This is a genomic window from Massilia eburnea, assembly GCF_009720745.1.
GTDB classification, from domain to species: Bacteria; Pseudomonadota; Gammaproteobacteria; order Burkholderiales; family Burkholderiaceae_D; genus Rugamonas; species Rugamonas eburnea.
On sequence record NZ_WNKX01000015.1, the window covers coordinates 1 to 23,079 of the forward strand.

General features: G+C 63.9%; 18 protein-coding genes. 4 read left to right on the top strand and 14 right to left on the bottom strand.

Going from position 1 to position 23,079, the window contains the following annotated elements; all coding sequences use genetic code 11:
• The 9 genes from GM658_RS18445 to wrbA all read right to left on the bottom strand — a co-directional run.
• Positions 1 to 1,403: DEAD/DEAH box helicase (locus tag GM658_RS18445; RefSeq protein WP_155455530.1), on the bottom strand; the 1,403-nt coding region annotated here is incomplete at its 3' end.
• Positions 1,400 to 2,479 carry a threonine aldolase family protein gene (locus tag GM658_RS18450; RefSeq protein ID WP_371865157.1) on the bottom strand — a complete coding sequence of 360 codons (1,080 nt, stop codon included), beginning with the start codon at positions 2,477 to 2,479 and terminating at the stop codon, positions 1,400 to 1,402. The genes GM658_RS18445 and GM658_RS18450, both read right to left, overlap by 4 nt.
• A gap of 7 nt (positions 2,480 to 2,486) precedes the next feature.
• Positions 2,487 to 4,304 carry an ABC transporter transmembrane domain-containing protein gene (locus GM658_RS18455; protein WP_155455531.1) on the bottom strand — a complete coding sequence of 606 codons (1,818 nt, stop codon included), beginning with the start codon at positions 4,302 to 4,304 and terminating at the stop codon, positions 2,487 to 2,489.
• 20 nt (positions 4,305 to 4,324) lie between these two features.
• On the bottom strand, positions 4,325 to 5,392 hold the full coding sequence (locus GM658_RS18460) for a lipocalin-like domain-containing protein (RefSeq protein ID WP_155455532.1): 1,068 nt from the start codon (positions 5,390 to 5,392) through the stop codon (positions 4,325 to 4,327).
• Positions 5,392 to 7,947, bottom strand: a complete 2,556-nt coding sequence (locus GM658_RS18465) for an FtsX-like permease family protein (RefSeq protein WP_155455533.1) — start codon at positions 7,945 to 7,947, stop codon at positions 5,392 to 5,394. Before GM658_RS18465 ends, GM658_RS18460 begins: the two co-directional genes overlap by 1 nt.
• Positions 7,935 to 8,360, bottom strand: coding sequence for a DUF4124 domain-containing protein (locus GM658_RS18470; protein ID WP_155455534.1), 426 nt, complete (start codon positions 8,358 to 8,360; stop codon positions 7,935 to 7,937). Before GM658_RS18470 ends, GM658_RS18465 begins: the two co-directional genes overlap by 13 nt.
• Positions 8,357 to 9,772, bottom strand: a complete 1,416-nt coding sequence (locus GM658_RS18475) for an FAD-binding oxidoreductase (protein WP_155455535.1) — start codon at positions 9,770 to 9,772, stop codon at positions 8,357 to 8,359. Before GM658_RS18475 ends, GM658_RS18470 begins: the two co-directional genes overlap by 4 nt.
• Complete coding sequence (locus GM658_RS18480; protein ID WP_155455536.1) at positions 9,772 to 10,173, bottom strand: DUF2069 domain-containing protein; 402 nt, start codon at positions 10,171 to 10,173, stop codon at positions 9,772 to 9,774. Before GM658_RS18480 ends, GM658_RS18475 begins: the two co-directional genes overlap by 1 nt.
• 5 nt (positions 10,174 to 10,178) lie before the next feature.
• Positions 10,179 to 10,784 carry an NAD(P)H:quinone oxidoreductase gene (wrbA, locus tag GM658_RS18485; RefSeq protein WP_155455537.1) on the bottom strand — a complete coding sequence of 202 codons (606 nt, stop codon included), beginning with the start codon at positions 10,782 to 10,784 and terminating at the stop codon, positions 10,179 to 10,181.
• A 52-nt stretch (positions 10,785 to 10,836) separates the two neighbouring features.
• On the opposite strand from wrbA, the gene GM658_RS18490 reads away from it, so the two are divergent.
• Complete coding sequence (locus GM658_RS18490) at positions 10,837 to 12,204, top strand: YihY family inner membrane protein (RefSeq protein ID WP_155455538.1); 1,368 nt, start codon at positions 10,837 to 10,839, stop codon at positions 12,202 to 12,204.
• Here the strand turns inward: GM658_RS18490 and GM658_RS18495 are convergent.
• Positions 12,187 to 12,975 (bottom strand): alpha/beta fold hydrolase, encoded by a 789-nt coding sequence (locus tag GM658_RS18495; protein ID WP_155455641.1) that lies wholly within the window; start codon positions 12,973 to 12,975, stop codon positions 12,187 to 12,189. The two genes, GM658_RS18490 and GM658_RS18495, sit on opposite strands and share 18 nt — an antisense overlap.
• 2 nt (positions 12,976 to 12,977) lie before the next feature.
• Positions 12,978 to 14,288, bottom strand: a complete 1,311-nt coding sequence (locus GM658_RS18500; RefSeq protein ID WP_155455539.1) for an O-acetylhomoserine aminocarboxypropyltransferase — start codon at positions 14,286 to 14,288, stop codon at positions 12,978 to 12,980.
• A 145-nt stretch (positions 14,289 to 14,433) separates the two neighbouring features.
• On the opposite strand from GM658_RS18500, the gene GM658_RS18505 reads away from it, so the two are divergent.
• On the top strand, positions 14,434 to 14,892 hold the full coding sequence (locus GM658_RS18505) for a CBS domain-containing protein (RefSeq protein ID WP_028102561.1): 459 nt from the start codon (positions 14,434 to 14,436) through the stop codon (positions 14,890 to 14,892).
• A gap of 76 nt (positions 14,893 to 14,968) precedes the next feature.
• Here GM658_RS18505 and GM658_RS18510 read toward each other — a convergent pair whose 3' ends face one another.
• Complete coding sequence (locus GM658_RS18510) at positions 14,969 to 17,230, bottom strand: GGDEF/EAL domain-containing response regulator (protein WP_155455540.1); 2,262 nt, start codon at positions 17,228 to 17,230, stop codon at positions 14,969 to 14,971.
• A gap of 212 nt (positions 17,231 to 17,442) precedes the next feature.
• Here GM658_RS18510 and aroC point away from each other — a divergent pair, with 212 nt between their 5' ends.
• Both aroC and GM658_RS18520 read left to right on the top strand, forming a co-directional pair.
• Positions 17,443 to 18,549: a chorismate synthase gene (gene aroC, locus GM658_RS18515; RefSeq protein WP_155455541.1), complete on the top strand. Its 1,107-nt coding sequence runs from the start codon at positions 17,443 to 17,445 to the stop codon at positions 18,547 to 18,549.
• A gap of 2 nt (positions 18,550 to 18,551) precedes the next feature.
• On the top strand, positions 18,552 to 19,694 hold the full coding sequence (locus tag GM658_RS18520; protein WP_371865159.1) for an MFS transporter: 1,143 nt from the start codon (positions 18,552 to 18,554) through the stop codon (positions 19,692 to 19,694).
• Between the two features lie 3 nt (positions 19,695 to 19,697).
• Here GM658_RS18520 and GM658_RS18525 read toward each other — a convergent pair whose 3' ends face one another.
• Both GM658_RS18525 and GM658_RS18530 read right to left on the bottom strand, forming a co-directional pair.
• Positions 19,698 to 21,176 (bottom strand): HDOD domain-containing protein, encoded by a 1,479-nt coding sequence (locus GM658_RS18525; RefSeq protein WP_229416971.1) that lies wholly within the window; start codon positions 21,174 to 21,176, stop codon positions 19,698 to 19,700.
• Complete coding sequence (locus GM658_RS18530; protein WP_371865160.1) at positions 21,173 to 22,807, bottom strand: putative bifunctional diguanylate cyclase/phosphodiesterase; 1,635 nt, start codon at positions 22,805 to 22,807, stop codon at positions 21,173 to 21,175. Before GM658_RS18530 ends, GM658_RS18525 begins: the two co-directional genes overlap by 4 nt.
• Positions 22,808 to 23,079 lie beyond the last annotated feature (272 nt).

The following is a 23,079-nucleotide window of genomic DNA, read 5'->3' on the forward strand; positions in this document are numbered from 1 at the left end:
CCCGTGGCGCCTCGCGCCAACCCGCCGGCGCCTGCGCCGGGGCTGCCGGGCCGGGCGCCGTAGATCGGGCCGCGCTGGCGTGCTTTCTCTTTCGGTGGCACTTCTTCCTTGAGTCCTCCGAAGCCGCCGGCGGGGCGCGGGGTATCGTCCCGTTCCCGGGCTGGCGGCTTCGGCACCGCCTTGGGCGGCTTGGCTGCGCCACGTGCAGGTTTGGCGGATGCACGCGCGGGCGCCGCGATGCTCGGTGTGCCGGTCGACGGAACGCGGTGATCGGCCTCAAAGCCGGCTTCTTCCGCACGCGGCAGCACCGCGCCGGTCAGCTTCTCGATGGCGCGCAGCAGGTCGACTTCGTCAGCGCACACCAGGGAAATCGCTTCGCCTTCCGCGCCAGCGCGCCCGGTGCGGCCAATGCGGTGAATATAATCTTCCGCCACGGTCGGCAGGTCGAAATTGACAACCAGCGGCAGCGCTTCGATATCCAGGCCACGGGCAGCGACGTCCGTCGCCACCAAGACTTGCACGTCATTTGCCTTGAAGCGTTTCAAGGCTTTGATACGGGCCGGCTGCGGCTTGTCGCCATGGATCGAGTCGGCGGACACGCCTTCACCCTGCAGCAGGCCGACCAGCTGTTCGACGCCCTTGCGCGTCTTGACGAAGACCAGCACCTGGCCCCAGCCTTCCTTGCGCATCAAGTGCAGGAACAAATCCGGCTTATTGCGCTTGTCGGTGGTGAAGACCATCTGGCGCACGGTACGCGCCGTAGTATTCGGCGCGCTGGCCTGCACCATGAGCGGATCGCGCAGCAGCTGCTGCGCCATCGCGCGGATGGTGTCCGGCATGGTGGCCGAGAAGAGCAGGGTCTGGCGCTCGGCAGGCAACACGCCAAACAGCAAATCGAGGTCGGCGGCGAAGCCCAGGTCCAGCATGCGGTCTGCCTCGTCCACCACCAGTGCCCGCAGCTGGCTGAATTCCAGTGCGCCTTTACGGTGCAGGTCGAGCAGGCGGCCGGGCGTGGCTACAAGAACGTCCAGCCCCTTGCGCAGCTTGGCCAGTTGCGGATCCATCGGCACGCCGCCATAAGCCACGGCGGAGCGCAGCGGCAAATTGAATCCGTAGGTATGGAAGCTCTGGTATACCTGTTCCGCCAGTTCGCGGGTCGGCACCAGCACCAGGCAACGGATACAGTTCGGCGCCGCCTGGTCGCCTTCCATCGTCAGCCGCTGCAGCAAGGGCAGGGCGAAAGCGGCGGTTTTGCCGGTGCCGGTTTGCGCCGCGGCCAGCAGGTCGCGGCCCGCCAGCACGGCGGGAATCGCCTGTTTCTGTACCGGCGTCGGTGTTTTGTAGCCTATCGAGTCGAGGGTGCGCTGCAGGCCGTCGATCAAATCCAGCGAGGCAAAACTCATAGTGCATCGCTCCAAAGTTTCAGGGCGTGGCGGACATTTTCGTCCGGCAGCGCCAGCAGGTTATCGCCGACATACCATTCGGTATAGCTGGCGCCGGGCAGTTGCGCATGCGCGGCCCGGTTCAGCAGCCAGACGCCGTGCTTTGCCGCGATCTCGTTCCGGATCTGCAGCAGGCGGTCGCGGTCGACCGCTGCGTGGATGTGCAGCATGTTCGCATGCGGCTGCGCAGGGTTGACGTGCAATTGCGGGTAATTGCGCAGTTCCTCGTACAGCCACTGGGTGCGGCGGAAATAGTCAGGCATGGCGGCCAGCCGCTCGTCGAACTGCATCGCTGCCGCCACCACGTATGGCGTGCGGTGGATGACGTTGCCGCCCTGGCGGCGGAACCATTCCTGGGCGCGGGCGATGAAGGCCCGGCTGCCCAGCAGCATGGCGCCACCAAGGCCGCCGATGCCTTTGTACAGCGAAACATAGACGCTGTCGAAGCCCGCCGCGACTTCGGCTGGCGTCCGGCCATAGCCGGCAGCGGCTTCCCACAAGCGGGCGCCATCCATATGCAGGTGGATGCCTTGTTCAGCGCAATGCGCCTTGATGGCCTGCAGCTCGTCCCATTGGGGCGACTGGCCGCCCAGCTCGCGCGCTGGCAGTTCCAGCGACACGGCCCCCAAGCGGTCCGGCACGCCTTGCAGTTCGGCCAGGGTAAAAGGCCGGTGCAGGTCGCCCAGTTGCAGCGCCTGAAAGTGGTCGAGCAGCTGGTGGTTGCTCCGTTCGTGCTTGAAAATGTGCGCAGTCGGGTGCAGGGCGGCCAGGCGGCTGCCGCGCTCCATGCAGGCCAGGCGCAGCGCCGTGACCTGGGTCATGGTGCCGGTGATGCAGAAGGTGGCGGCCTCAAAGCCGAGCAGATTCGCGACCTTACGCTCGAAGGACTGGATCAATTCCCCGTCGCCATACACGTCATGGGCGACGCCGTTGGCTTCGCACCACTGCGCCATGGCCGCAAAAGTCTCGGCTGGCGAGGGCTGGCGGTGGCCCGGGAGTACGGTGTGGCAGCTCTGGCGCAGTTCAGCGTCGGTCACGGCTGCCTCAATGGGTCACGTGAACGTTATGGAATTGCAGCGCCGCCAGATTGGCGTAGATGCCGCCCAGCGCCACCAGCGACTGGTGGTTGCCGGTTTCAACGATCCTGCCGTCTTCCATGACGATGATGCGGTCGGCACGCTGCACGGTTGCCAGGCGGTGCGCGATGATGATGGTGGTGCGGCCCACCATTGCCGCCTCCAGCGCCCCCTGCACCAGGCGTTCGGATTCGGCATCCAGTGCGCTGGTCGCTTCATCGAGCAGCAGCAGCGGGGGATTTTTCAGCAGTGCGCGGGCGATGGCGATACGCTGGCGTTGGCCGCCGGACAGGCGCACGCCGCGCTCGCCGAGGAAGGATTTGTAGCCATTCGGCAGTCGCTCGATGAATTCGTGGGCCGCCGCCAGGCGCGCTGCCTGGATGACTTCCTGGTCGGTGGCGTCGGCGCGGCCGTAGCGGATGTTTTCCATTGCGTCGGCAGAAAAGATCACCGTGTCCTGCGGCACGATGCCGACAGCGCCGCGCAGGGTATGCAGGTCGAGCAGGCGGATATCCGTGCCGTCGAGGCGGATGGCGCCCGACTGCGGGTCGTAGAAGCGCAGCAGCATCTGGAACAGGGTGGTCTTGCCGGCGCCCGACGGGCCGACCACGGCGATGGTTTCGCCGGGCTTGACGTCCAGCGTGACATGATCCAGCGCCAGGGTATCCGGGCGCGAAGGGTAGCTGAAGGAGACGTCGGCCAGGCTCAGTGCGGCGCCATTGGCGGCGCGCGGCGGCAGGGCTTGCGGCTGCGCCGGATCCTGGATGTCGGAACGCACTGCCAGCAATTCCAGCAGGCGCTCGGTGGCGCCAGCTGCGCGCTGGGCCTCGCCCATCACTTCGGACAGGGCGCCGATTGCGCCCGCCACAATGGAGGCGTAGAGGATGAACTGCCCCAGGTCGCCGCCCGTCATCGAGCCTTCGAGGACAGCGTGTGCGCCAAGCCACAGCACGAACACGATGGTGCCGAACACCAGCACGATGGCGAGCATGGTCAGGAAGGCGCGTGCCTGGATGCGGCGCATGGCGGTGCTGAAAGCGCCTTCCACCGAGCCGCCGAAGCGTTGCGCTTCCAGCTTTTCATGGGTGAAGGCTTGCACGGTCGGCATGGCGTTCAGGATTTCTCCGGCCATCGCCGAAGCGTCGGCCACGCGGTCTTGCGAGTCGCGCGAGAGCTTGCGTACGCGGCGGCCAAAGATCACGATCGGCAGCACGGTCAGTACCAGCAGGCCGATGATGATGCCTGTGAGTTTGGGGCTGGTCACGAACAGCATCACCAGGCCGCCCAGGAACAGCAGCACATTGCGCAGGGCCATGGAGATGCTGGTGCCGACGACGCTCTGGATCAGGGTGGTGTCGGTGGTCAGGCGCGACAGCACCTCGCCGGTCTTGGTGGTTTCGAAGAATTCCGGGCTTTGCTGCACCACATGCGAATATACGGCATTGCGGATGTCGGCGGTGACGCGCTCGCCGAGCCAGGACACGCTATAGAAGCGCGCTGCAGTGGCCAGGGCCAGCACGGTAGCGACCGCGAACAGGGCCAGGAATACCTGGTTCACGTGCGTCGCGCTGCGCACGCCGGCGTTGGCGCCGAAGCCCAGGTCGATCATCTGCTTGAAGGCGTAGGGGATAGCCAGCGTGGAGCCGGCGGCCACGATCAGGGCGATGCCCGCGATCAGGAAGCGGTTGCGGTAAGGCTTGAGAAAGGGCATCAGGCCCTTGAAGGCAGCCAGGCTGCCTTTTTTGAGTTCTCGGGCTTCGGGCTGGCCGTTGTTGGTGGTGCTCATTGCGTATTCTACGTTCTTCTTCAAAGTTTCATCGGACGGACATAGCCCGTCAACTCCAGGTAGCCGCGTCCCGCCGGCTTGCCGTCCCGCGTGACCGTCACCGCGCCTTCCCAATACACCGCGCCGGTCGAACGGCGCGAATCCAGCTCCTGGTCCTGCTGCAAAGGGCTGGCCAGCCACTGTTCGGTGCCGGTGCTGATCAGGGTGGCGACGGGATACTCGGCATGGGTGCGCGGCGAACGCCATCGCACCTGCGGGGTAAAACTGACCTGGTCCTGCGAATAGTGCGTGATCTTACCGGATGCATCGCGCCATGTCGCGTGGGCCCATAGTTTACCACCTTGGCGGTCCCTTATCTGGAATGCCATGAGAGCGCCGCCGTCGGCCAGGTTGATGCCGGTCCAGTCCCATCCCGCAGCATTCGGGTCGAGCACCTGGCTTGACCATTCGTGATCGAGCCAGGTCACGCCCTGAACCGCCTGCGGGGCGGCGCCGCGCCGTGCAAGGGTGCCGCTGGTGCGCAACTGGGGCTTGCTATAGTAATAACTTGCCTGCTCGGGCTGGGGGCCTTTGCGCGAGAAGCCGGCGTCGCCCTGCAGCAGGACCGGCTGGGTGGGCTGCAGCTGCAGCGCCAGCGTGAAGTCGGCCGCCGCGATGTCGACCTGGTAAGTGCCATCCGGGCCGCGCCGCATGCGCCAGCGATCCAGCTGGACGTCGGTGTCCTGGGTGGCTGCGCCGGCCAGGCCAAAACCGGCGCGGGCGGTGCGCTGGTCATGCAGCAGCTTGCCGACAGCCGGGTCGGAAAGCGCGGCGTGGGCGACGATGACGTCGGTGGGCGCAAACTGGCTCGGGTTCGCGCGGCCATGGCCCGTGGCGGCGCGGAAGAAGGTGACCTGGTAGCCGAGCTGGCGGCCGTCCGGCGTTGCGATCCAGCCGGTGGCGTACCACCATTCGGTTTTGTAGCCGGGATGCGCGCCGAAATCCCGGGGAAACTGCAGCGCTACGCCGGGCTTGACGGGCGTGAAGTCGGCTGCCTGCAGCGGCAGCGCGATGAGGGCCGCAAGCAGGAGGCAAAGCGGGGCGCGCATCACCAATCCTCCCTCACGGCCCGTATCGGGCCTCCCGACAGCGCCTGGCGGCCTGCGGCGAGCGCGGTGGCGGCCGCCGAAATCAATAAGGCCAGTGCGACGGTAGCAAGCAAGGGCCAGGGATAATGCATTTGCATGGTCCAATGGAACGACTGCGGATTGATGACGTGGACCAGCACCAGGCTGATGACCCAGCCCAGTGCAAACCCGGCCACGATGCCGAGCGTGGTCAGGGCGCCGCCTTCGAGCGCCAGGATGGCGAGGATCTGGCGGCGCGTGACGCCGACGTGGCGCAGCATGCCGAACTCCCGGCTGCGAGCCAGGGTCTGCGCCGAAAAGGTCGCGGCCACGCCGAACAGGCCGATGACGATGGCGATGGCTTCCAGCAGGTAGGTAACTGCAAAGCTGCGGTCGAAGATTTTCAGCGTCAGGTTGCGGATTTCGGATGGGATGCTGGTTTCGAGCAGTTCGCCGAACGGGAGTTTGCGGACGGTTTCCTGCAACTGCGCGGTACTGCTGCCTTTTGCCAGCCAGATGGCTGCGTCGCCCGCATCCCTGTCGCCGGTCATGGCGATGTAATCCGAACGGCGCACGATGACGGCGCCGCCCGCACGGGCATAATCGCGCCAGACGCCGGCCACGCGAAATTCCCTCTGTTTCCCTTGCAGGGGCAGGCGCAGCGTGCCACCGGGCCTGGCGCCATACAAGTCGGCCATCGCTTCGGAGGCCCAAGCCGGGGGCAGGCTGTCGGCGCCGGCTGCGGCGGCGGCCGCCGGATCCCCGACCAGGACCATTGCGCGGCCGGGATCGGCCGAATCCACGTCGCGCGCCAGGACGGCGACGTTCGGCCGGTCGGCCTCCAGCGAAACGGAACGAACGCGCAGGAATTCGATGCGGGCGATACCCGGCAAGGCGCTGATGGCATCCTGTTCGGCAGGCGTGAGGCCGCCGGTGGCGCCTGCCGAAGCGCTGCGTATATAGACGTCGGCCGGCAGGATGCGCAGCACCCATTCGTCAACCGAGGAGCGGAAGCTGGCGACCATAATGGCCATCGCCACCATCAGGCTGAAACTGGCCAGCACCCCGCCCAGCGCGATGCCGGCCTGGCCGGACGCATTGGCCAGCCGCGCCAGCGCCAATGCAGGCACGGGCCTTGGCAGGGCGCCCTCCGGTGTGGCGCGCGCCGCCAGGAGCTGGAACGCCATGCCTGCCAGGCGCGGCATCAGTGCAATCGCGCCGACCAGCAGGAGTGCGATCGACAGATAGCCGAACAGCGGCAATTCGAATACCGGCGGCGCGAACGCCAGCGCGCCCGCCGCGGCGAGGCAGGCCAGGCCCGGCCAGGAACGCGCCAGCGGCCGCAGTGCCGTTTCATCGGTGCCTGACTTGAGCGCTACGGCAGGCCGTGCGCGCGCCGCATCGAGCGCCGGCGCCAGCCCGCCCAGCAGGGCAACGCCCAGCCCGAGCGCAAAATAAGCCAGGGCAGCACCCGGCGCCCACTGCACGGTAGGCTGGACGCCGGAAAAATAACCGGCACCCAGGTCGCCCCCAAACAGCCGCAGCACAGCGGCCGCCAACGCATAACCTCCCGCCACGCCAAGCGCGGAACCGACAGTGCCCAGCAGCGCGCCTTCAAGCAGCACTTGCCGGATCAACTGGCGCCGTTCCAGGCCGAGCACGCGCAGCAATGCGAATTCGCCACGCCGGCGCAGTACGGAAAGGGCCTGCGAAGAAAAAACCAGGAAGGCGCCGGTGAACAGCGCCACCAGCGCCAGCACGCTCAGGTTGACGCGATAGGCCCGGCTCAGGTTCGCATTGCGGCCCTCCTGGTTCGCATCATTTGGCTGGCCGACGCGGAATCGGCCGGGGTAGGCGCTTTCGAGCCGCGCCGCCAGCGAACTTTCGAAAGCCCGGCGATCAATCCCGTCGCGCAATTTCAGATCGACGCGGGACAGCTTGCCGAGGCGCTGGAACTGCCACTGCGCTGCTGCTATATCCATCACGGCAAAGCGTTGGCCGACGCGGGCCCGCTGTAGCGAGCCGGCCACCCTCAGCACCGCAATCTTGCTGCCCGCCTGCAGGCGAAGCTCGCTGCCGGGCCGCGCCTCCAGCCAGTGCATGGCCGCCGGCGACAGGAAAATCGCGTCGTCAGCCAGCGTGTCGTAAGGAAGGTCTTCCTCGGGCGCACCGATCAGGTCAGGCGTGATGAAGCCGGCACGGAAGACGTCCAGGCCAATAATCTTCAGCGCCTGCCGGGCTCCAGGCAGAGAGGCATCGAATTCGAGTACGGGAGATGCGACCGCGACTTCCGGCAGCCGTGCCAGCGTGGGATAAACCGATTCGTCGAATGTGGCTTCCGTGCCGCTCACCTGGATATCCGCCTGGCCGGACAGGCTGCTGATCGCAGTAGAAAATTCGTTGAGCGCGGCCGCGTTGACAAGGTGTATCGCAAAGCCCATTGCCACACCGATCGCGATGGCGGCGATCGCCGTCAGGGCCCGCACCGGGTGCGAACGCCATTCGCCGGCGGCCAGCCAGCGCGTCAGGCGCCACATTCCAGATGGGCCATATCTGCCGCGCGTTTAGCCTTCAACCTGGCGCGCTCGGTGTTTTGCAGCGTGGCGCCCCGCGCATCTTCCTCGGCCCATTTCTGTTGCAACTGCAGCTTCTTGCATTTCTTGTGCTGCGTCGCGGCCGCGCGTGCCGCAGTGCGTTCTTCACGCTCTTCGCGGGCTTCGCGCTTGCGGCGTTCGGTCGTGAGCTTGTCGGCCTCGCGTTCCTGCCGCTTCAGGTCTGCCGCAGCGGCCAGGTCCGGCGGCGGCGCCGGCGGCACCGCGACGGTGCTGGCGACGCCTTTGTCGCAAGGCTGCTGGGAATAGCTCACCTTTCCGTCGACGGTGCATTTGTACATGGTTTGCGCCCCTGCAGGAAGGGCAAGCGCCAACAGCAGCAAGGGCAGGGGTTTCATAGGATTTTTCCCGGGTTCATCAGGCCCAAAGGGTCCAATGCGTTCTTGATGGCCCGCATCAGGTTCAGCTCGACCGGTGATTTGTACCGCGCCAGTTCATCGCGCTTCAGGGCGCCGATCCCGTGTTCGGCCGAAATTGAGCCGCCGAATGCCGCCACCGCGTCGTGCACCACGCGGTTGACCGCCTCCTGGCTGTGCAGGAATTCTTCGTTTGCCACGCCGGGCGGCGGCGCGACGTTGAAATGCAGGTTGCCATCGCCCAGGTGGCCAAAGCACACCAGCTGGCAGCCGGGGAAGGCCGCCTGCAGCTTCGGTTCGGTGCCCGCGATGAATTCGGCAATCGACGACACCGGCAGCGAGATGTCGTGCTTGATGTTCTTGCCGTCGGCCGCCTGCGCCAGTGGAATGTGCTCGCGCAAGTGCCACAGGCCGCGCGACTGCGCGGCGGAGCTGGCGACCACCGCATCCTGCGCCACCCCTTCGCCAAGCGCCACGCCCAGGGCGCGTTCCAGCAATGCGGCGGCATGCGATTCCGATTCGCTGCTGGAAAGCTCGAGCAGAGCGTATTGCGCATGTCGTCCGGCCAGCGGCTGCGGCAGGGCAGGGAAATGCCTGGCCACCAGTTGCAGGCAGAATGCCGACATCAGCTCGAAGCCGGTCAGGCTGGCGCCGCAATGGTCCTGCAATATCGACAGCAGCCGCAAGGCAGCATGGGGCGATTCCAGCGCGGCCAGCGCCGTGACGGACGCCTTGGGCTGCGGATACAGCTTGAGCACGGCCGCGGTGATGATGCCCAGCGTACCTTCCGCCCCGATGAACAGGTCGCGCAGATCGTAGCCGGTATTGTCCTTGCGCAGGCCGCGCAATCCCGACCAGACCTCGCCTTGCGGCGTCACGACTTCCAGCCCCAGGCACAGTTCACGGGTATTGCCGTAACGGAGCACGCCGGTGCCGCCGGCATTGGTGGACAGGTTGCCGCCGATGGTGCAGCTGCCTTCCGCAGCCAGCGAGAGAGGGAACAGGCAGCCCTGTTCAGCCGCCGCCTGCTGGGCACGCTGCAGGATCACGCCTGCATCCACGGTCATGGTGCGGTTGACGGGATCGACCTGCCGCACCTTCTGCATGCGCGCCAGCGACAGCACCACCGCGCGCCCGCTCGCATCGGGAACGCTGCCCAGAACCAGGCCGGTATTGCCGCCTTGCGGGACGATGGGAATGCGCGCCTCGGCGCACAGCTTCACGATAGCCGCAACTTGTCCGGTATCCGCCGGGCGCAGTACTGCCAAAGCGCGGCCAGTGAAACGCCCGCGCCAGTCGCGCAGGTAGGGCGCCATGGCCGCTTCATCCGAAATGGTATTCGCCTCGCCGAGCAAGGCGCGGCAAGCGTCGAGAAATGCAGCGGTATCCATCATTACTTGGTCTTGCTGGTGTTGACCTTTTCCAGCAATTCGCGGGCCGCCTGTTTGGCGGCCTTCTTATATGGCTGCACGTACAGGATCGCGCACAGGAAGTAGACCACGACAATGGCGGCTTCACCCCAGCCCAGCCAGGGCGTGACCTTGTCGGCATAGGCCCGCACCACGCCTTCGATGAAATAGATCAGGATCATCATCGAGGTCCACTGCAAGGTGTAGATATCGCGCTTGATGACGCCCAGCAGCGGGAACAGCAGCGGCACCGCCTTCAGGACCGCCCATGAACCGCCGGGTTTGAGCGGCGCAATCCACATTTCCCAGGCCACGCACCAGATGATGAGCAAGGCCAGGCTGCCGATGGCGCCCCAATGGAAGATCTTGTGTTTAGTGCTGTTCATTTTGCTTATCCCCGCAGCTTGACGGCCGCTTCGGCCAGCCGGCGTCCCAGTGCGACTGCCAGGCGTTTTTCATCTTCCGTGAACGGCTTCTTGCCGTCCAGTCCCGACCAGTGGGTAGCGCCATAAGGCGAGCCGCCGCTGGTCGTCGTCATCAGTTCAGGATGGGTGTAGGGCAGGCCCATCACCATCATCCCATGGTGCAGCAGGGGCACCATCATGGTCAGCAGCGTTGACTCCTGGCCGCCGTGCTGGCTGCCGGTCGAGGTGAAGACGCAGGCCGGCTTGCCGGACAGGGTGCCGGACAGCCATTGCGCCGACGTCCCATCCCAAAAATATTTCATGGCCGCAGCCATATTGCCGAAGCGGGTGGGGGAGCCCAGCGCCAGGCCGTCGCAATCCTCCAGGTCCTGCAGTTCAACATAAGGCGCGCCATCCAATGGTACTTCCGGCGCGGTTGCTTCCGCCACGGTGGATACCGCAGGCACGGTGCGCAGGCGGGCGTCGCAGCCCGGGACCGATTCCACACCCTGGGCCACCAATTCCGCCAACTTGCGTACGGAACCATGCCTTGAATAGTACAAAATAAGAATTGTAAGGTTGTTTCTGTTCATCGTTGCTATTATATGACCCTTTATTAAATAGCATGATCAAATAGCTTTACCAATGGTTTTCAAGTCCCTCTATTCCAACGTTGCCCGCGCCTGCACCAAGGGCGTGGCTGAATTGCGCGCGCTGTCCTGGAGCGAACTGCGCGACCTGGTCCAGTTTGGCCGCCGGCGCCTGCGCGAGGAAAGCCTGCCGCAAGTGGCCGGCGGCCTGACCTTCACCACCGTGTTTGCGCTGGTGCCAGTGCTGACCATCGCGCTGGCGATTTTCACCACTTTCCCGATGTTCAACACCTTCCGCACCGCGCTGGAAGCGTATTTCATCAAGAGCGTGATGCCGAAGGCGATCTCCAGCACCATCCTCGGCTACCTGACCACGTTCGCCTCCAAGGCGACGCGGCTGTCGGCGGTCGGCGCGGTGACGCTGGTGCTCACGTCCGTCACGATGCTGAGCATGATCGAGCGCGCCTTCAACCGTATCTGGCGCGTCAAGGCCGAGCGGCGCCTGGTGCGGCGGGTGATGGTGTATTGGGCCTTGATTACGCTCGGCCCTTTGCTGGTGGGCGTGTCGATCAGCCTGTCGACCCACCTGTTCGACGTCACCAGCGGCCTGGTAGGCTCGGTGACCGGCCCGATTTTCTATACCTTGCTGTCGGTACTGCTGACGACACTGGGCTTCACTTTCCTCTATATCTCGGTGCCGAACCGCATGGTGGACTGGCGCGATGCCATTTGCGGCGGCGCCCTGGCGGCGGTGGCCTTTGAATTGGCCAAGCGCGGGTTTGCGGTGTTTATCACCCAGGTGCCGACCTATTCGAAGATTTACGGCGCGCTGGCGGCCTTGCCGCTGTTCCTGCTGTGGATTTACGTGTCCTGGCTGATTACCCTGCTGGGGGCCTTGCTGACGGCCGCGCTGCCGGTGGTGAAATATGAGCGCTGGTGGCACGAAGCGGTGCCGGGCGGCGAATTTGTCGATGCGATGGCAGTGCTGAAGGTGCTGCACGAAGCGCGGGAGCGCGGCGATAACGCAGCCGTCAGTTCGGCTGAAATGCGTGGCCGCACCCGGCTCGGCTTCGATGAAATGGATGCCTTGCTCGAGAAGATGCTGGTGCCCGGCTGGGTGGCCAAGGTCAAGATCGCTCCGCCGCCGCGGGTGCAGTTCGGCAAGCGGGTCAGCGAAGGCGCGGATAACTGGGTGCTGCTTGCCAACGTCCACAAAGTCACCATGGCGGATGTGTACCGCCTGTTCGTCTTTGGCGGCATGGCGCTGAATGCGGGCGTCGTGGCCGATTCCGACAATGAAGCCGATATCCAGGCCAGCCGCGACGCCGCCGTCCTGGCGCGCCAGGTGGAAACCGCCGTGGAATCCGGCCTTGGCGTCACGCTAGGCGAGCATTTCGGCGAACCTTCAGCGCAGGAAGGCTAACAGCGCATCCAGTACCGCATCCGGCTGCTCGGCCATCATCTGGTGGCCGGCATCCACCGTCACCGTGCGCGCACCCGGCAGAGCCGCCAGCAGCGCCTTGGTGCTGCGCGGGGGCGTCATCATGTCCTTGCTGCCGAAGATGAACTGCACTGGACAGCGCACGCTGGCCGCCGCCGAATCGCCGTTTGCATAGCTGTTGCAGGCGGTGAAATCCGTATGGAACAGCTGCGGCTCGCCCTGCGCCGAGATGCGCTCCATCAGGTGCTTGGTCATGCCACTGGCATAAAAGCCCGGTCCCGGGAATGACGGCTTCTGTGCATACGAACTGTGCGACCAGATGGTGACCATGTCGATTGCATCGCCTTCCGCGTTCAACGCCGCGTCGAGCAGCGTATCGGAAACCTTCATCGGATAGGTCGCGCCAAGCAGCGCCAGACGCGTGATGCGCTCCGGCGCGCGGTGCGCGGTCTCCAGCGCGATCAGGGCGCCCATGCTGTGCCCGACCAGGGCGGCGGATGTCACGCCGGCAGCGTCGAGCAGGCCAAGCAGCCAGTCCGCGATTTCCCCGACGCTGCGCAAAGCCGGGCCACGGCTGCGGCCATGGCCCGGCAAGTCAAGCGCCAGCACGCCAAAGCCGTGATGCGCCAGGTAGCGCGATTGCAGCGCCCAGACCGAATGGTCATTCTGCGCGCCGTGGATCATGACAACGGTCGGCAACGCCGGGTCGAAGGTTTTCCCGCCCGTGTAGCAGTACGAATCGCCAAACATCATGTTCAAGCCCCTTTCTGCGAGGCTTTGAGCCCGCGCGCCAGGTCTTCCAGCAAGTCGCCGGCATCCTCCAGTCCGACTGAGAGGCGCATGGTGCCTTCGGCGATGCCGGATGCGGCCAGCTGGTCGGCGGGAACGCGGAAGTGCGTGGTGGAAGCGGGGTGGATCACCAGCGAGCGCGCATCGCCCACGTTGGCAAGGTGCGAGAATACTTTCAGGCTGTCGACAAAACGCTTGCCTGCAGCGCGGTCGCCCTTCAGCGTGAACGACAGCACGGCGCCTGCGCCTTTCGGCAGCAGGCGGGCTGCCAGCACACGGTCGGGATGCGAGTCCAGCTCAGGGTAGGTCACCGATTCAACCGCGGGATTGGCCAGCAGGAATTCGGCAACGCGGCGCGTATTGGCCACATGGCGGTCCATGCGCACTGCCAGTGTTTCCACGCCCTGCAGGATGGCGAATGCATTGTGCGGGCTCATGGCCGCGCCGAAGTCGCGCAAGCCTTCGCGCCGCGCGCGCAGGGCAAATGCCGCCACGCTGGACTCTTCGGCGAAGACCATGCCGTGGAAGCCGTCATACGGCTCGCAAAGCTCGGCAAAACGCCCCGTAGCCGCGTAGGCGGCCTGCCAGTCGAAAGTGCCGCCATCGACCAGCACGCCGCCGATGGCCGTGCCGTGCCCGCACAGGAATTTGGTGGCCGAATGGAACACCAGGTCGGCGCCGTGCTCGATTGGTCGCAGCAGGTAAGGGGTGGTGAAGGTCGAATCGACCATCAGGGGCAGGTGCGCTTCGTGTGCGATGGCCGCCACATTGGGGATGTCCAGCACATCGAGGCCGGGATTACCCAGCGTTTCCCCAAACAGGACCTTGGTATTGGGCCGGATCGCCGCGCGCCAGGCATCCAGGTCGCGCGGGTCGACGAAGGTGGTGTCGATGCCGAAGCGCTTCAGGGTATAGCCGAGCAGGTTATGCGAGCCGCCGTACAGCGCGCGCGAAGCGACAATATGCGAACCGGCGCCGGCAATGGTCGCCAGGCCGAGGTGCATGGCCGCCTGTCCGCTGGCGGTAGCAATTCCCGCAACGCCGCCTTCCAGCGCCGCCATGCGCTCCTCCAGCACCGCATTGGTCGGGTTGGAGATGCGCGAATACACATGGCCGGCCCGTTCCATATTGAACAGGGCCGCCGCATGGTCGGAATCGCGGAAAGCGAACGATGACGTGAAATGGATCGGGGTGGCGCGGCTGCCGGTGGCCGGATCTGGCGTGGCGCCCGCGTGCAGGGCGAGGGTATCGAACCCAGGATAATTTGGTGTTGTCATGCCTGACATGCTATCGTGTTATTTAGCTTGTGAATACTGTTGCGTTTTGATTAATCCGGAACTGGATTTTTCGCTTGGCATACGCTAAATTCGATGGTAAGGCTTACAATAAAACCATAATCACCACCGGACAGGACGGCCCAAAATGAAAGTATCTGAAATCCTCCAAGTCAAAGGGAACATCCTCTACACGATCACTCCGGACCAGCCGCTGGTCGAAGCGGCGAACACCATGGCCGAAAAAGATATCGGCTCCCTGGTGGTGATGGAATACGGTGACCTGGTCGGCATGCTGACCTTCCGCGAAGTGCTCAAGGCGCTGCATGCGAACCAGGGTTCGGTCGGCGGCGGCACCGTGCGCAAGCACATGGACGACCACCCGATCACCGTGACCCCGGACACCGAGGTCAACGAAGTGCGCCGCATCATGCTGGAAAAGCACGCGCGCTACCTGCCGGTGATGAACGCCAAAACTCTGCTGGGCGTGATCTCGTTCTACGACGTGGCGCGCGCCGTGCTGGAAGCGCAAAGCTTCGAAAACCGCATGCTGAAGGCCTATATCCGTGATTGGCCGGCCGAGGAAGAAGAGAAGTCCGAAGGCTGAAATAACAAGGGCGAAAAAAAGGGGACGTACCCCTTTTTTTGAACAACAAAAAAGGGGTACGTCCCCTTTTTTTTATTTACGCGACGCCGGCCAGGGCGTCGTCGCTGAGCCATCCCAGCAAGGCCTCGCCGGTCATCGGGCGGGCAAACAGGAAGCCCTGGCCCAGCGGGCAACCCAGGTTTTGCAGGATTTGCGCCTGGCGTTCGTCTTCCACCCCTTCCGCAATCACCGCCAGGCCCAGGTTGCGGCCCAACTGCACCACCATTTCGGCAATGCTGCTGCCGCGCGCGGAGTTGGTGATCTCGGTGACGAAGGCGCGGTCGATCTTCAGGCGGTCGATCTGCAGGCGCTGCAGGTAGGAGAGGGAAGAGAAGCCGGTCCCAAAATCGTCAATCGCGATGGTCACGCCGGTCTGCTTGATCTGCGCCAGCATCTTGATCAGCATATCCGGTTCTTCCATCGCCATCGATTCCGTGATTTCCAGCTCCACATATTCAGGCGGCGCGCCGGTGTCATGCAGGGCGTTGCGCAGCGTCTCCATGAAATGCGGATGGCGGAACTGTACCTGCGATACGTTGATCGACATGGTGAATCCCGTATGTCCCGCCGCGCGCAGCGCCACCAGTTCCTGCATCGAGGTGCGCATCACCCATTCGCCCAGGTCGATAATCAGGCCCGAATATTCTGCAATCGGAATGAAACGGTCGGGCGAGACGAACTTGCCGTCCGGCGTTTGCCAGCGCAGCAGCGCTTCGGCGCCCATCGGCTTGCGCGTCGATAGATCGACTTGCGGCTGGTAGACCACGAACAGCTGGTTCTGGCTGAAGCCCGTGCGCAGCGCGTGCATCATGCGCACGCGTTCGCGGATCTCCACACCCATGCTGCGCGAGAAGTAGAAGTGGCCGGCGCGCTGCTGTGTCTTGGCGCGCTTCAAGGCGATATCGGCATCCTTCAATGCGTCGGCGCCGCTGCCATCGTGTTCCAGCAGGCGTACCAGGCCGAGGGTGGCCGATAGCTGCACGTCCTGGCCGTCGATGCTGAACGGCGCTGCGAACAGGCCGACGATATTGCCCGGATTGACCTGGCCGGCATCGCCCAGCACGCAGAAAATATCGCCGCCGATGCGCGCCACCGTCAATTGCTTGCCGAGGCTGTTCTGCAAGCGGGCCGCGACGGCGGACAGCAGCAGGTCGCCGAATTCGTGGCCCAGGGCGTCGTTGGTTTCGGCAAAGTGGTCCAGGTCCACCAGGCAAAGCGTGGCGTCTTCCTTGGCCGGGCCAGCCAGGGTGGCGTCGAGGATTTCGATCAGGCGGGTACGGTTCGGCAGCTTGGACAGGTTGTCGTAGAAGGCTGCCGTGTGCAGGTGCGATACCAGCTCCACGTTGTCCAGGCCCACGGCGACGTTGCTGCAGAATACTTCCAGCAGGCTTTGCTCGAGCGCCGTCGGCGCCCGCGACACATCCATGTAGGCGACAAAGGTGCGGCTTGCCTTGCCGGCAAAGTGCAGCACAATGCTGTCGGCACAGTAGATATTGCGGCGTGCGGCCAGGCATTCTTCCAGCGCCTTGTGCACCTGCGGATCTTCCTTCGCCGTGAGCTGGGTATTGGACAGGTTGTGGTGGCTGCCGGTGGCGGCCATCACCACCAGTTCGTGGCAGCCGGCGTCCGGGCATTCCTGCACGCACAGCACGCCGTGCGCCTCCTGGTCCAGCAGTTCGGCAATCTGGGACAGCACGCCGGAAGCGAAATTCTGCACGCCATGCAGCGCCATCAGCTCCGTGCTGGCATGGACGATGCGCGCCAGGCCGCGCCGGCTTTCATTGATATTGCGGATTTGTTCGTAGGAGCGGATCGCGGCGGTCACGGTCGTGAACAGCTTGATGCGCGTCAGCTCGGACTTGGTCTTGTAATCGTTGATGTCGAAATCGCGGATCGCATCGATTTCAGGCGCGTAGCCAGGTTGGCCGGTGCGCAGGATGATGCGCACGTCAGCCAGCTTCAGGGTCTCGCGGATATAGCGTACCAGATGCAAACCTGCGTCATCCTGCTCCATCACGACGTCGAGCAGGATCACGGCGATTTCCTCTTCATGCTTGAGCATCTCGCGCGCCTGGGCGGCGGAATAGGCGTGCACGAACTCCAGGGGACGGTGCTGCATGTCGAGGTTACCGAGGGCGAACGTGGTCGTCGAATGGACGTCTTCGTCGTCATCGATAATCATCACGCGCCAGACATTGCGCTGTGCCGGGGGAGCTGGCTGAGCCGTATGCTCTTCTAAGAAAACCAGATCGTCCTGATCGTCGTGGCTACCCTCAGGCGCCGTGATCGAAGGGGGCATGTGTCGCTTCTCCAAGGGGTCTCGGTGTTCTTACAAGTTTAGTATATAGCGAATTGTTCCTGAGAACGACGATTAAAACACTTTCATGGAAGATAACGAATAGCAGTGTGCTAGTTTTGCCAAAGTTGTGGGCAAAATGGCTACTTCCTGCGAGTTTTACCATCTCGGGTTAGAATGGGGAGTTTCCCCGGCAACTACACATCTCCTCCATCATGTCTGGCAACTCCTTCGGCAAACTGTTCACCGTCACCACTTTTGGCGAATCCCATGGCCCTGCAATCGGCTGCGTAATCGATGGCTGCCCACCGGGCCTGGTGCTGTCGGAAGCGGACATCCAGCCGGAGCTGGATCGCCGCAAGCCAGGTACTTCACGACACGTGACGCAGCGCCAGGAACCGGACACGGTGCAGATCCTGTCCGGCGTGTACCAGGGCGTGACCACCGGCACCCCGATCGCACTGCTGATCAAGAACGAAGACCAGCGCAGCAAGGATTACGGCAATATCGCGGAGAGCTTCCGCCCGGGCCACGCCGATTACACCTACTGGCACAAATACGGCGTGCGCGATCCGCGCGGCGGCGGCCGTTCGTCGGCTCGCCTGACGGCGCCGGTGGTCGGCGCAGCGGCCATTGCCAAGAAGTGGCTGAAGGAGAAGTACGGTACCGAGTTCGCCGGCTGCATGAGCCAGTTGGGCGAAATCGAAGTGCCGTTCGAAAGTTTTGAACACGTGCCGTCCAACCCGTTCTTCGCCGCCACTTCCGACGCGGCCCTGATCGAGCGCATGGAAGAGTACATGGACAGCCTGCGCAAGGATGGCGATTCGATCGGCGCCCGCATCGACGTGATCGCGCGCAACGTCCCGGTCGGCCTGGGCCAGCCAATCTATGACAAGCTGGATGCGGACATCGCATATGCCATGATGGGCATCAACGCGGTGAAGGGCATCGAAATCGGCGCCGGTTTCGACAGCGTGTCGCAGCGCGGCTCCGAGCATGGCGACGAAATGACCCCGGAAGGCTTTGTCGGCAATAACGCCGGCGGCGTCCTGGGCGGCATTTCGACCGGCCAGGACATCACGGTGTCGATCGCCATCAAGCCGACTTCCTCGATCCGCACGCCGCGCCGCTCGATCGACAAGGAAGGCAATCCGGTGTCGGTTGAGACCTTCGGCCGCCACGATCCTTGCGTCGGCATCCGCGCCACCCCGATTGCGGAGGCAATGCTGGCACTGGTGCTGATGGACCACGCCCTGATGCACCGCGCCCAGTGCGGCGACGTCAAGGTTTCCACGCCGGATATCGGCAAAGCGTCGCAGTAAGCGTGTTGCCAGCCCAGGCTTTCGGGTTCGCGCTTTTCCTCTTCTGTTATTACGCTTACGCCGGCACCTTCTCGACCTACGCCAGCCTGTATTTCCAGGGCAGGGGGATGTCGGTAGCGCAGATCGGCGTGCTGATGTCGCTGATCCAGGTGCTGCGGATCTTCGGCCCCAATGTCTGGGGCTATGTCGCTGACCATTCCGAACGGCGCGTGTTCGTATTGCGCCTGACCGGCATGGCGGCGCTGGTCTCGTTCTCCGGTTTCGTATTCGGTTCCACTTTCGCGCACTTCTTTGCGGCGATGGTCCTGCTCAACCTGTTCACCAGCGCGCAAGGCCCGATGTGCGAGGCGCTGATGCTGTCGGAAATGCGCGGCGACCTCACCTACTACGGCCGCATTCGGCTGTGGGGTTCGATCGGCTTCATTGTCACGGTCATGCTGTCGTCCTTCCTGATGGACTGGCAAGGCACGGGCGCCCTGGTCTGGTTCTGCGGCGTATTGCTGGTGTTCGTGCTGGCCGCTGCCTTCCGCCTGAAGGATGTGCCGCGCCTGACGCACGCCGGCAAGCCGCCAGCGCTGCTGTCGGTGCTGCGCAAAAAGGAAGTGCTGGCATTCTTCGCCTCCACCGCACTGATGGTGTCGGCCCACGCCTCGCTGTACACCTTCTATTCGCTCTATCTGGAAAGGCAGGGCTACAGCAAGACGGTCACCGGCCTGATGTGGTCGGTCGGTGTGGTGGCGGAAGTACTGTGCTTCTACTACCAGGCGCCCCTGTTCAAGCGCTGGGGCGCCAAGCGGCTGATGTACGCCTGCTTCGCCTTCGGCGTGCTGCGCTTTGCCTTGATTGGCGCGGGCCCGCGTTCGCTGGGCTTGCTGGTGCTGGCGCAAGTGATGCATGCGGCGACATTTGCCCTGCACCATTCGGCCTCGGTGCAGACCATGCAGCGCTGGTTCGGCGGCGCCTTGCAGGCGCGCGGCCAGGCGCTGTACATCAGCATTTCTTACGGCATCGGTGCGAGCATCGGCAGCCTGGCGCTGACCCGGGTCTGGGAAAACGCCGGGCCGCAATGCATTTACTTCGTTGCGTCGGGACTGGTGGCGGCCGGCGCCGTGGCAGCTGCGCTGAGCTTTCGCTGGCAGCGCTGAGCGTCAGGCAGCGCGGTTGACGCTATCGACCTGGTGCCGGCGCTCGGCCGCTTTCATCACCAGCGAACGGATGTCATTCAACAGCGAGAACTCGGTCGGGCTGAGATGGATGACCGGGAAGGAATCGTCCCAATCGCCATACAGGAAGCCGGTCGGCTGGCCGTTGGAGCAGAGCGGCAGGATCACGAAGCTACGCGCATCGTTCAGGGTATCGCGCCACCATGCCGGCAGCTTGGCTGCGAATTTGGGATCGGCCGCATTCTCGATGAAGATCACGCGGTCGCTGCTCAAGGCAGCATGGAAGACATTCGGCTCGTAAGCATCCGGGAACTGCATGGCAGGCAGGTGCTCGCGCACGCCTTCGCCCAGGCACATGCGCGCCATGTATTTGTTTTCGCGGCGATTGCGCACAAAGGCCACGGCGCGGGTGAACTGCAGGCCCTTGAACACGGTTTCCAGCGCGATCGAGACCATCTGGCCCGGGCTGGCGGTATCCAGCGAGTCGCGCATATCGGACAGGCCGCTGAGCAGGATATTGTTGCCGGCGGCGCGCTGGCGGGTCTGGTCCAGCGCCTTGGCGCGGCGCTCGGCCGGCTTGGACAGCGGCGCAATCGACAGGTCGCTTGCCGCCACCACCTTGGCTTGTTCGATCGCGAGCGCCAGCCTGTCGGTGCTGACGCCGATCATGTTCGAATAGCGCGCCGTGATGCGGCGCACTTCGGCAGCGCCTTCCTCATTGTCATGCCACAGGGCGCCGGCGCAGATGCAGGACATGGTCGAGACGCCGGCAACCCAGTCTTCCGGGCTCAGTGGTTCGGCCGGTTCATCGTCCGCTGGCGGCACCATGGTGCGCATGCCGGACAGCAGGTTGCTCGGCAGGCCCCAGTGGATGGCTGCGGCACGGCCGATATCCTGCAGCGACATGCCCAGCACGTCGATTGCCGAGGCATCTTCCTTGCCTTCGCCGGCCGCGTCCTGCAAGGCGGCCCAGCGTTCAGGCATATAGAAGGTGATCATCATGCGGCCCAGCGTCTGCAGCATCGAGCAGACCACGGCTTCTTCGCCGTGCCGGTTCTCGGCCGTGGCCGAAACTTCACGCGCCACGATGCCTGCCAGGACGGCTTTTTCCATTTCGATGTGCGCCAGGCCCGAATCCGGCGACACCACGGACAGTTCTTCGATCAGCTTCAGCCCCAGGGCCAGGTGGCCGATCGCCTCGGTACCGAGCACCAGAACGGCCTTGCTGACGGTGTTGATATGCTGGCCGAATGCGGAATACATGCCGCTATTGGCCAGGCGCAGCACCTTCTGCGTCAGGACCGGATCCGACAGCACGGTGCGCGCCATATCGAATTCTTTTTCATCTTCGCCGCGCATGGCGCCGAGGATGGAGGTAATCGCCTTGGCGAATCCCGGCATGTCGCCCTGCATGCGCGTGCGCTCCCACAGGGTGGAGAGGGTCTGTTCGCCCAGGGCGCTCATTGGGCCACCTGCCTTACTTCTTCGGTCATGAGGGATGCGTAGGTACGCTCTTTCAGCGCAGCCATCGCGGTATGCGCCGCCATTGGCCGTCCGGTGAGGAAGCCCTGCACGTACTGGCAGCCGCGCTGCTCAACGTATTGCATTTGTTCTTCGGTCTCCACGCCTTCGGCCACCACCGACAAATCAAGGTGTTTGGCCAAGTCCAGCACGGCGTTGCAAATGGCGCCGTCTTTTTCTGAGCCGGGCAGGTCGCGGATGAAGGTGCGGTCGATCTTGAGCACGGATATCGGGAAGCGTTTCAGGTAGGACAGCGAAGAGTAGCCGGTGCCAAAATCGTCGATCGCAATGCGGGCATGGCGCTCCGCCATTTTGGCCAGGATCATTTCGGCATGCGATGGATCGATCATCAGCGTGCCTTCCGTAATTTCCAGCACTAATTGTTCACCCGGCAGGCCGGAGAAGGCCAGCGCGTCGTCGAGGACATCGAGGAATTTATCGTTGCGGAACTGTCGCGGGCTGATATTAACAGAAATGTAAAGTGGCCGTTTGGCCACTTCCTGGAACTGCTTCAGCTGCACGCAGGCCGACTTGAGGGCCCAGGCGCCGAGCAGGTTGATCAAGCCATTGGTTTCCGCGATGGGAATGAAGCGGCCCGGCGGCACCATGCCCAGGGTAGGGTGCTTCCAGCGCATCAGGGTTTCGAAGCCCTCGATTTCGCGCGTGCCGGAATTGACGATAGGCTGGTAATACAGCAGGAATTCGCCTTCGCGCACAGCCTGGAACATGGCCGCTTCCAGCGAAATATCGTGCTCCGGTGGTCCGCTCTGGCGCTGGCTGTAGACCACGCAGCGCGCCTTGCCCGTTTCCTTGGCGCGCGACATGGCGGCATCGGCCAGGGCCACCAGGCGCACTTCGTCTTCCGCGTGCTCGGGATAGACCGAGACGCCGAGCGAAGCGCTGACGTAAATCGTATGCTGCTCCACTTCGAATGGCGACTGCAGCGTGGCAAGCAGCCGGCCGGTGACCAGCTTGATCTGCGCCTCGTTGTACGTGCCCGGCAGTACCGCAACGAATTCATCGCCGCCGACGCGCGCCAGGGTGTCGCTGTCGCGCAGGGTCTTGCGCAGGCGCGCCGCAGCCATTTTCAGCACGGCGTCGCCAACCGGATGGCCCAGGCCATCGTTCACTTTCTTGAAGCTGTCCAGGCCGATGGTAGCCACGGCAAAGCCCTGGCCGGAGCGGCGTGCCTGGGCGATGGTCATGCGCAGGCGGTCAGACAGCAGCAGGCGGTTCGGCAGTTCGGTCAGGCCATCGTGGGTGGCCATGTGGCGCAAGCGTTCTTCGGTTGCATGCTGCGCCGTCATGTCGCGCCCGACCACCAGCAACTCGTAAGCCTTGCCGCTCGTGGCGTAGCTGCTCACGCGCAGTTCAAACCAGACTTCCTGTTCGGGAGTTTTGAGGCGGATTTCGGCGCGGTGGGCGCCGCGGCCCTGGACCGATTCGGACAGGGCCGACTTGAGCGTCGCATGGTCCAGGTCGCTGATATAGGCGAGGAAAGGCTGGCCTTCCATTTCCTGCCCGTTACGCAATAAATTGGCAGCGCGCTGGCTGGCGAAGAGAATTTGCCCCATCAAGTTCAGCCGGAACACAACATCACCCGCTTCCTCGAGCAGGAGGTTTGCCTCATGGTGTGACGTTGATAGGGGCACTGTTGTGGAGCTGGAAAGCATTGTTGCGCTCGATTCTTTCTCTTCGGGTCGTGACCAGAGAGAAATGTATCACTTAAAGCTCATGTTTCACATGAAAAAGAGCAACATTAGCCCATGTTTTTAGGAAATTTGTTGCCCGAGATCAGTTTTAAATGAAAACAGAAGAAGTTTGATGCTTTATTAAGCAATATTTC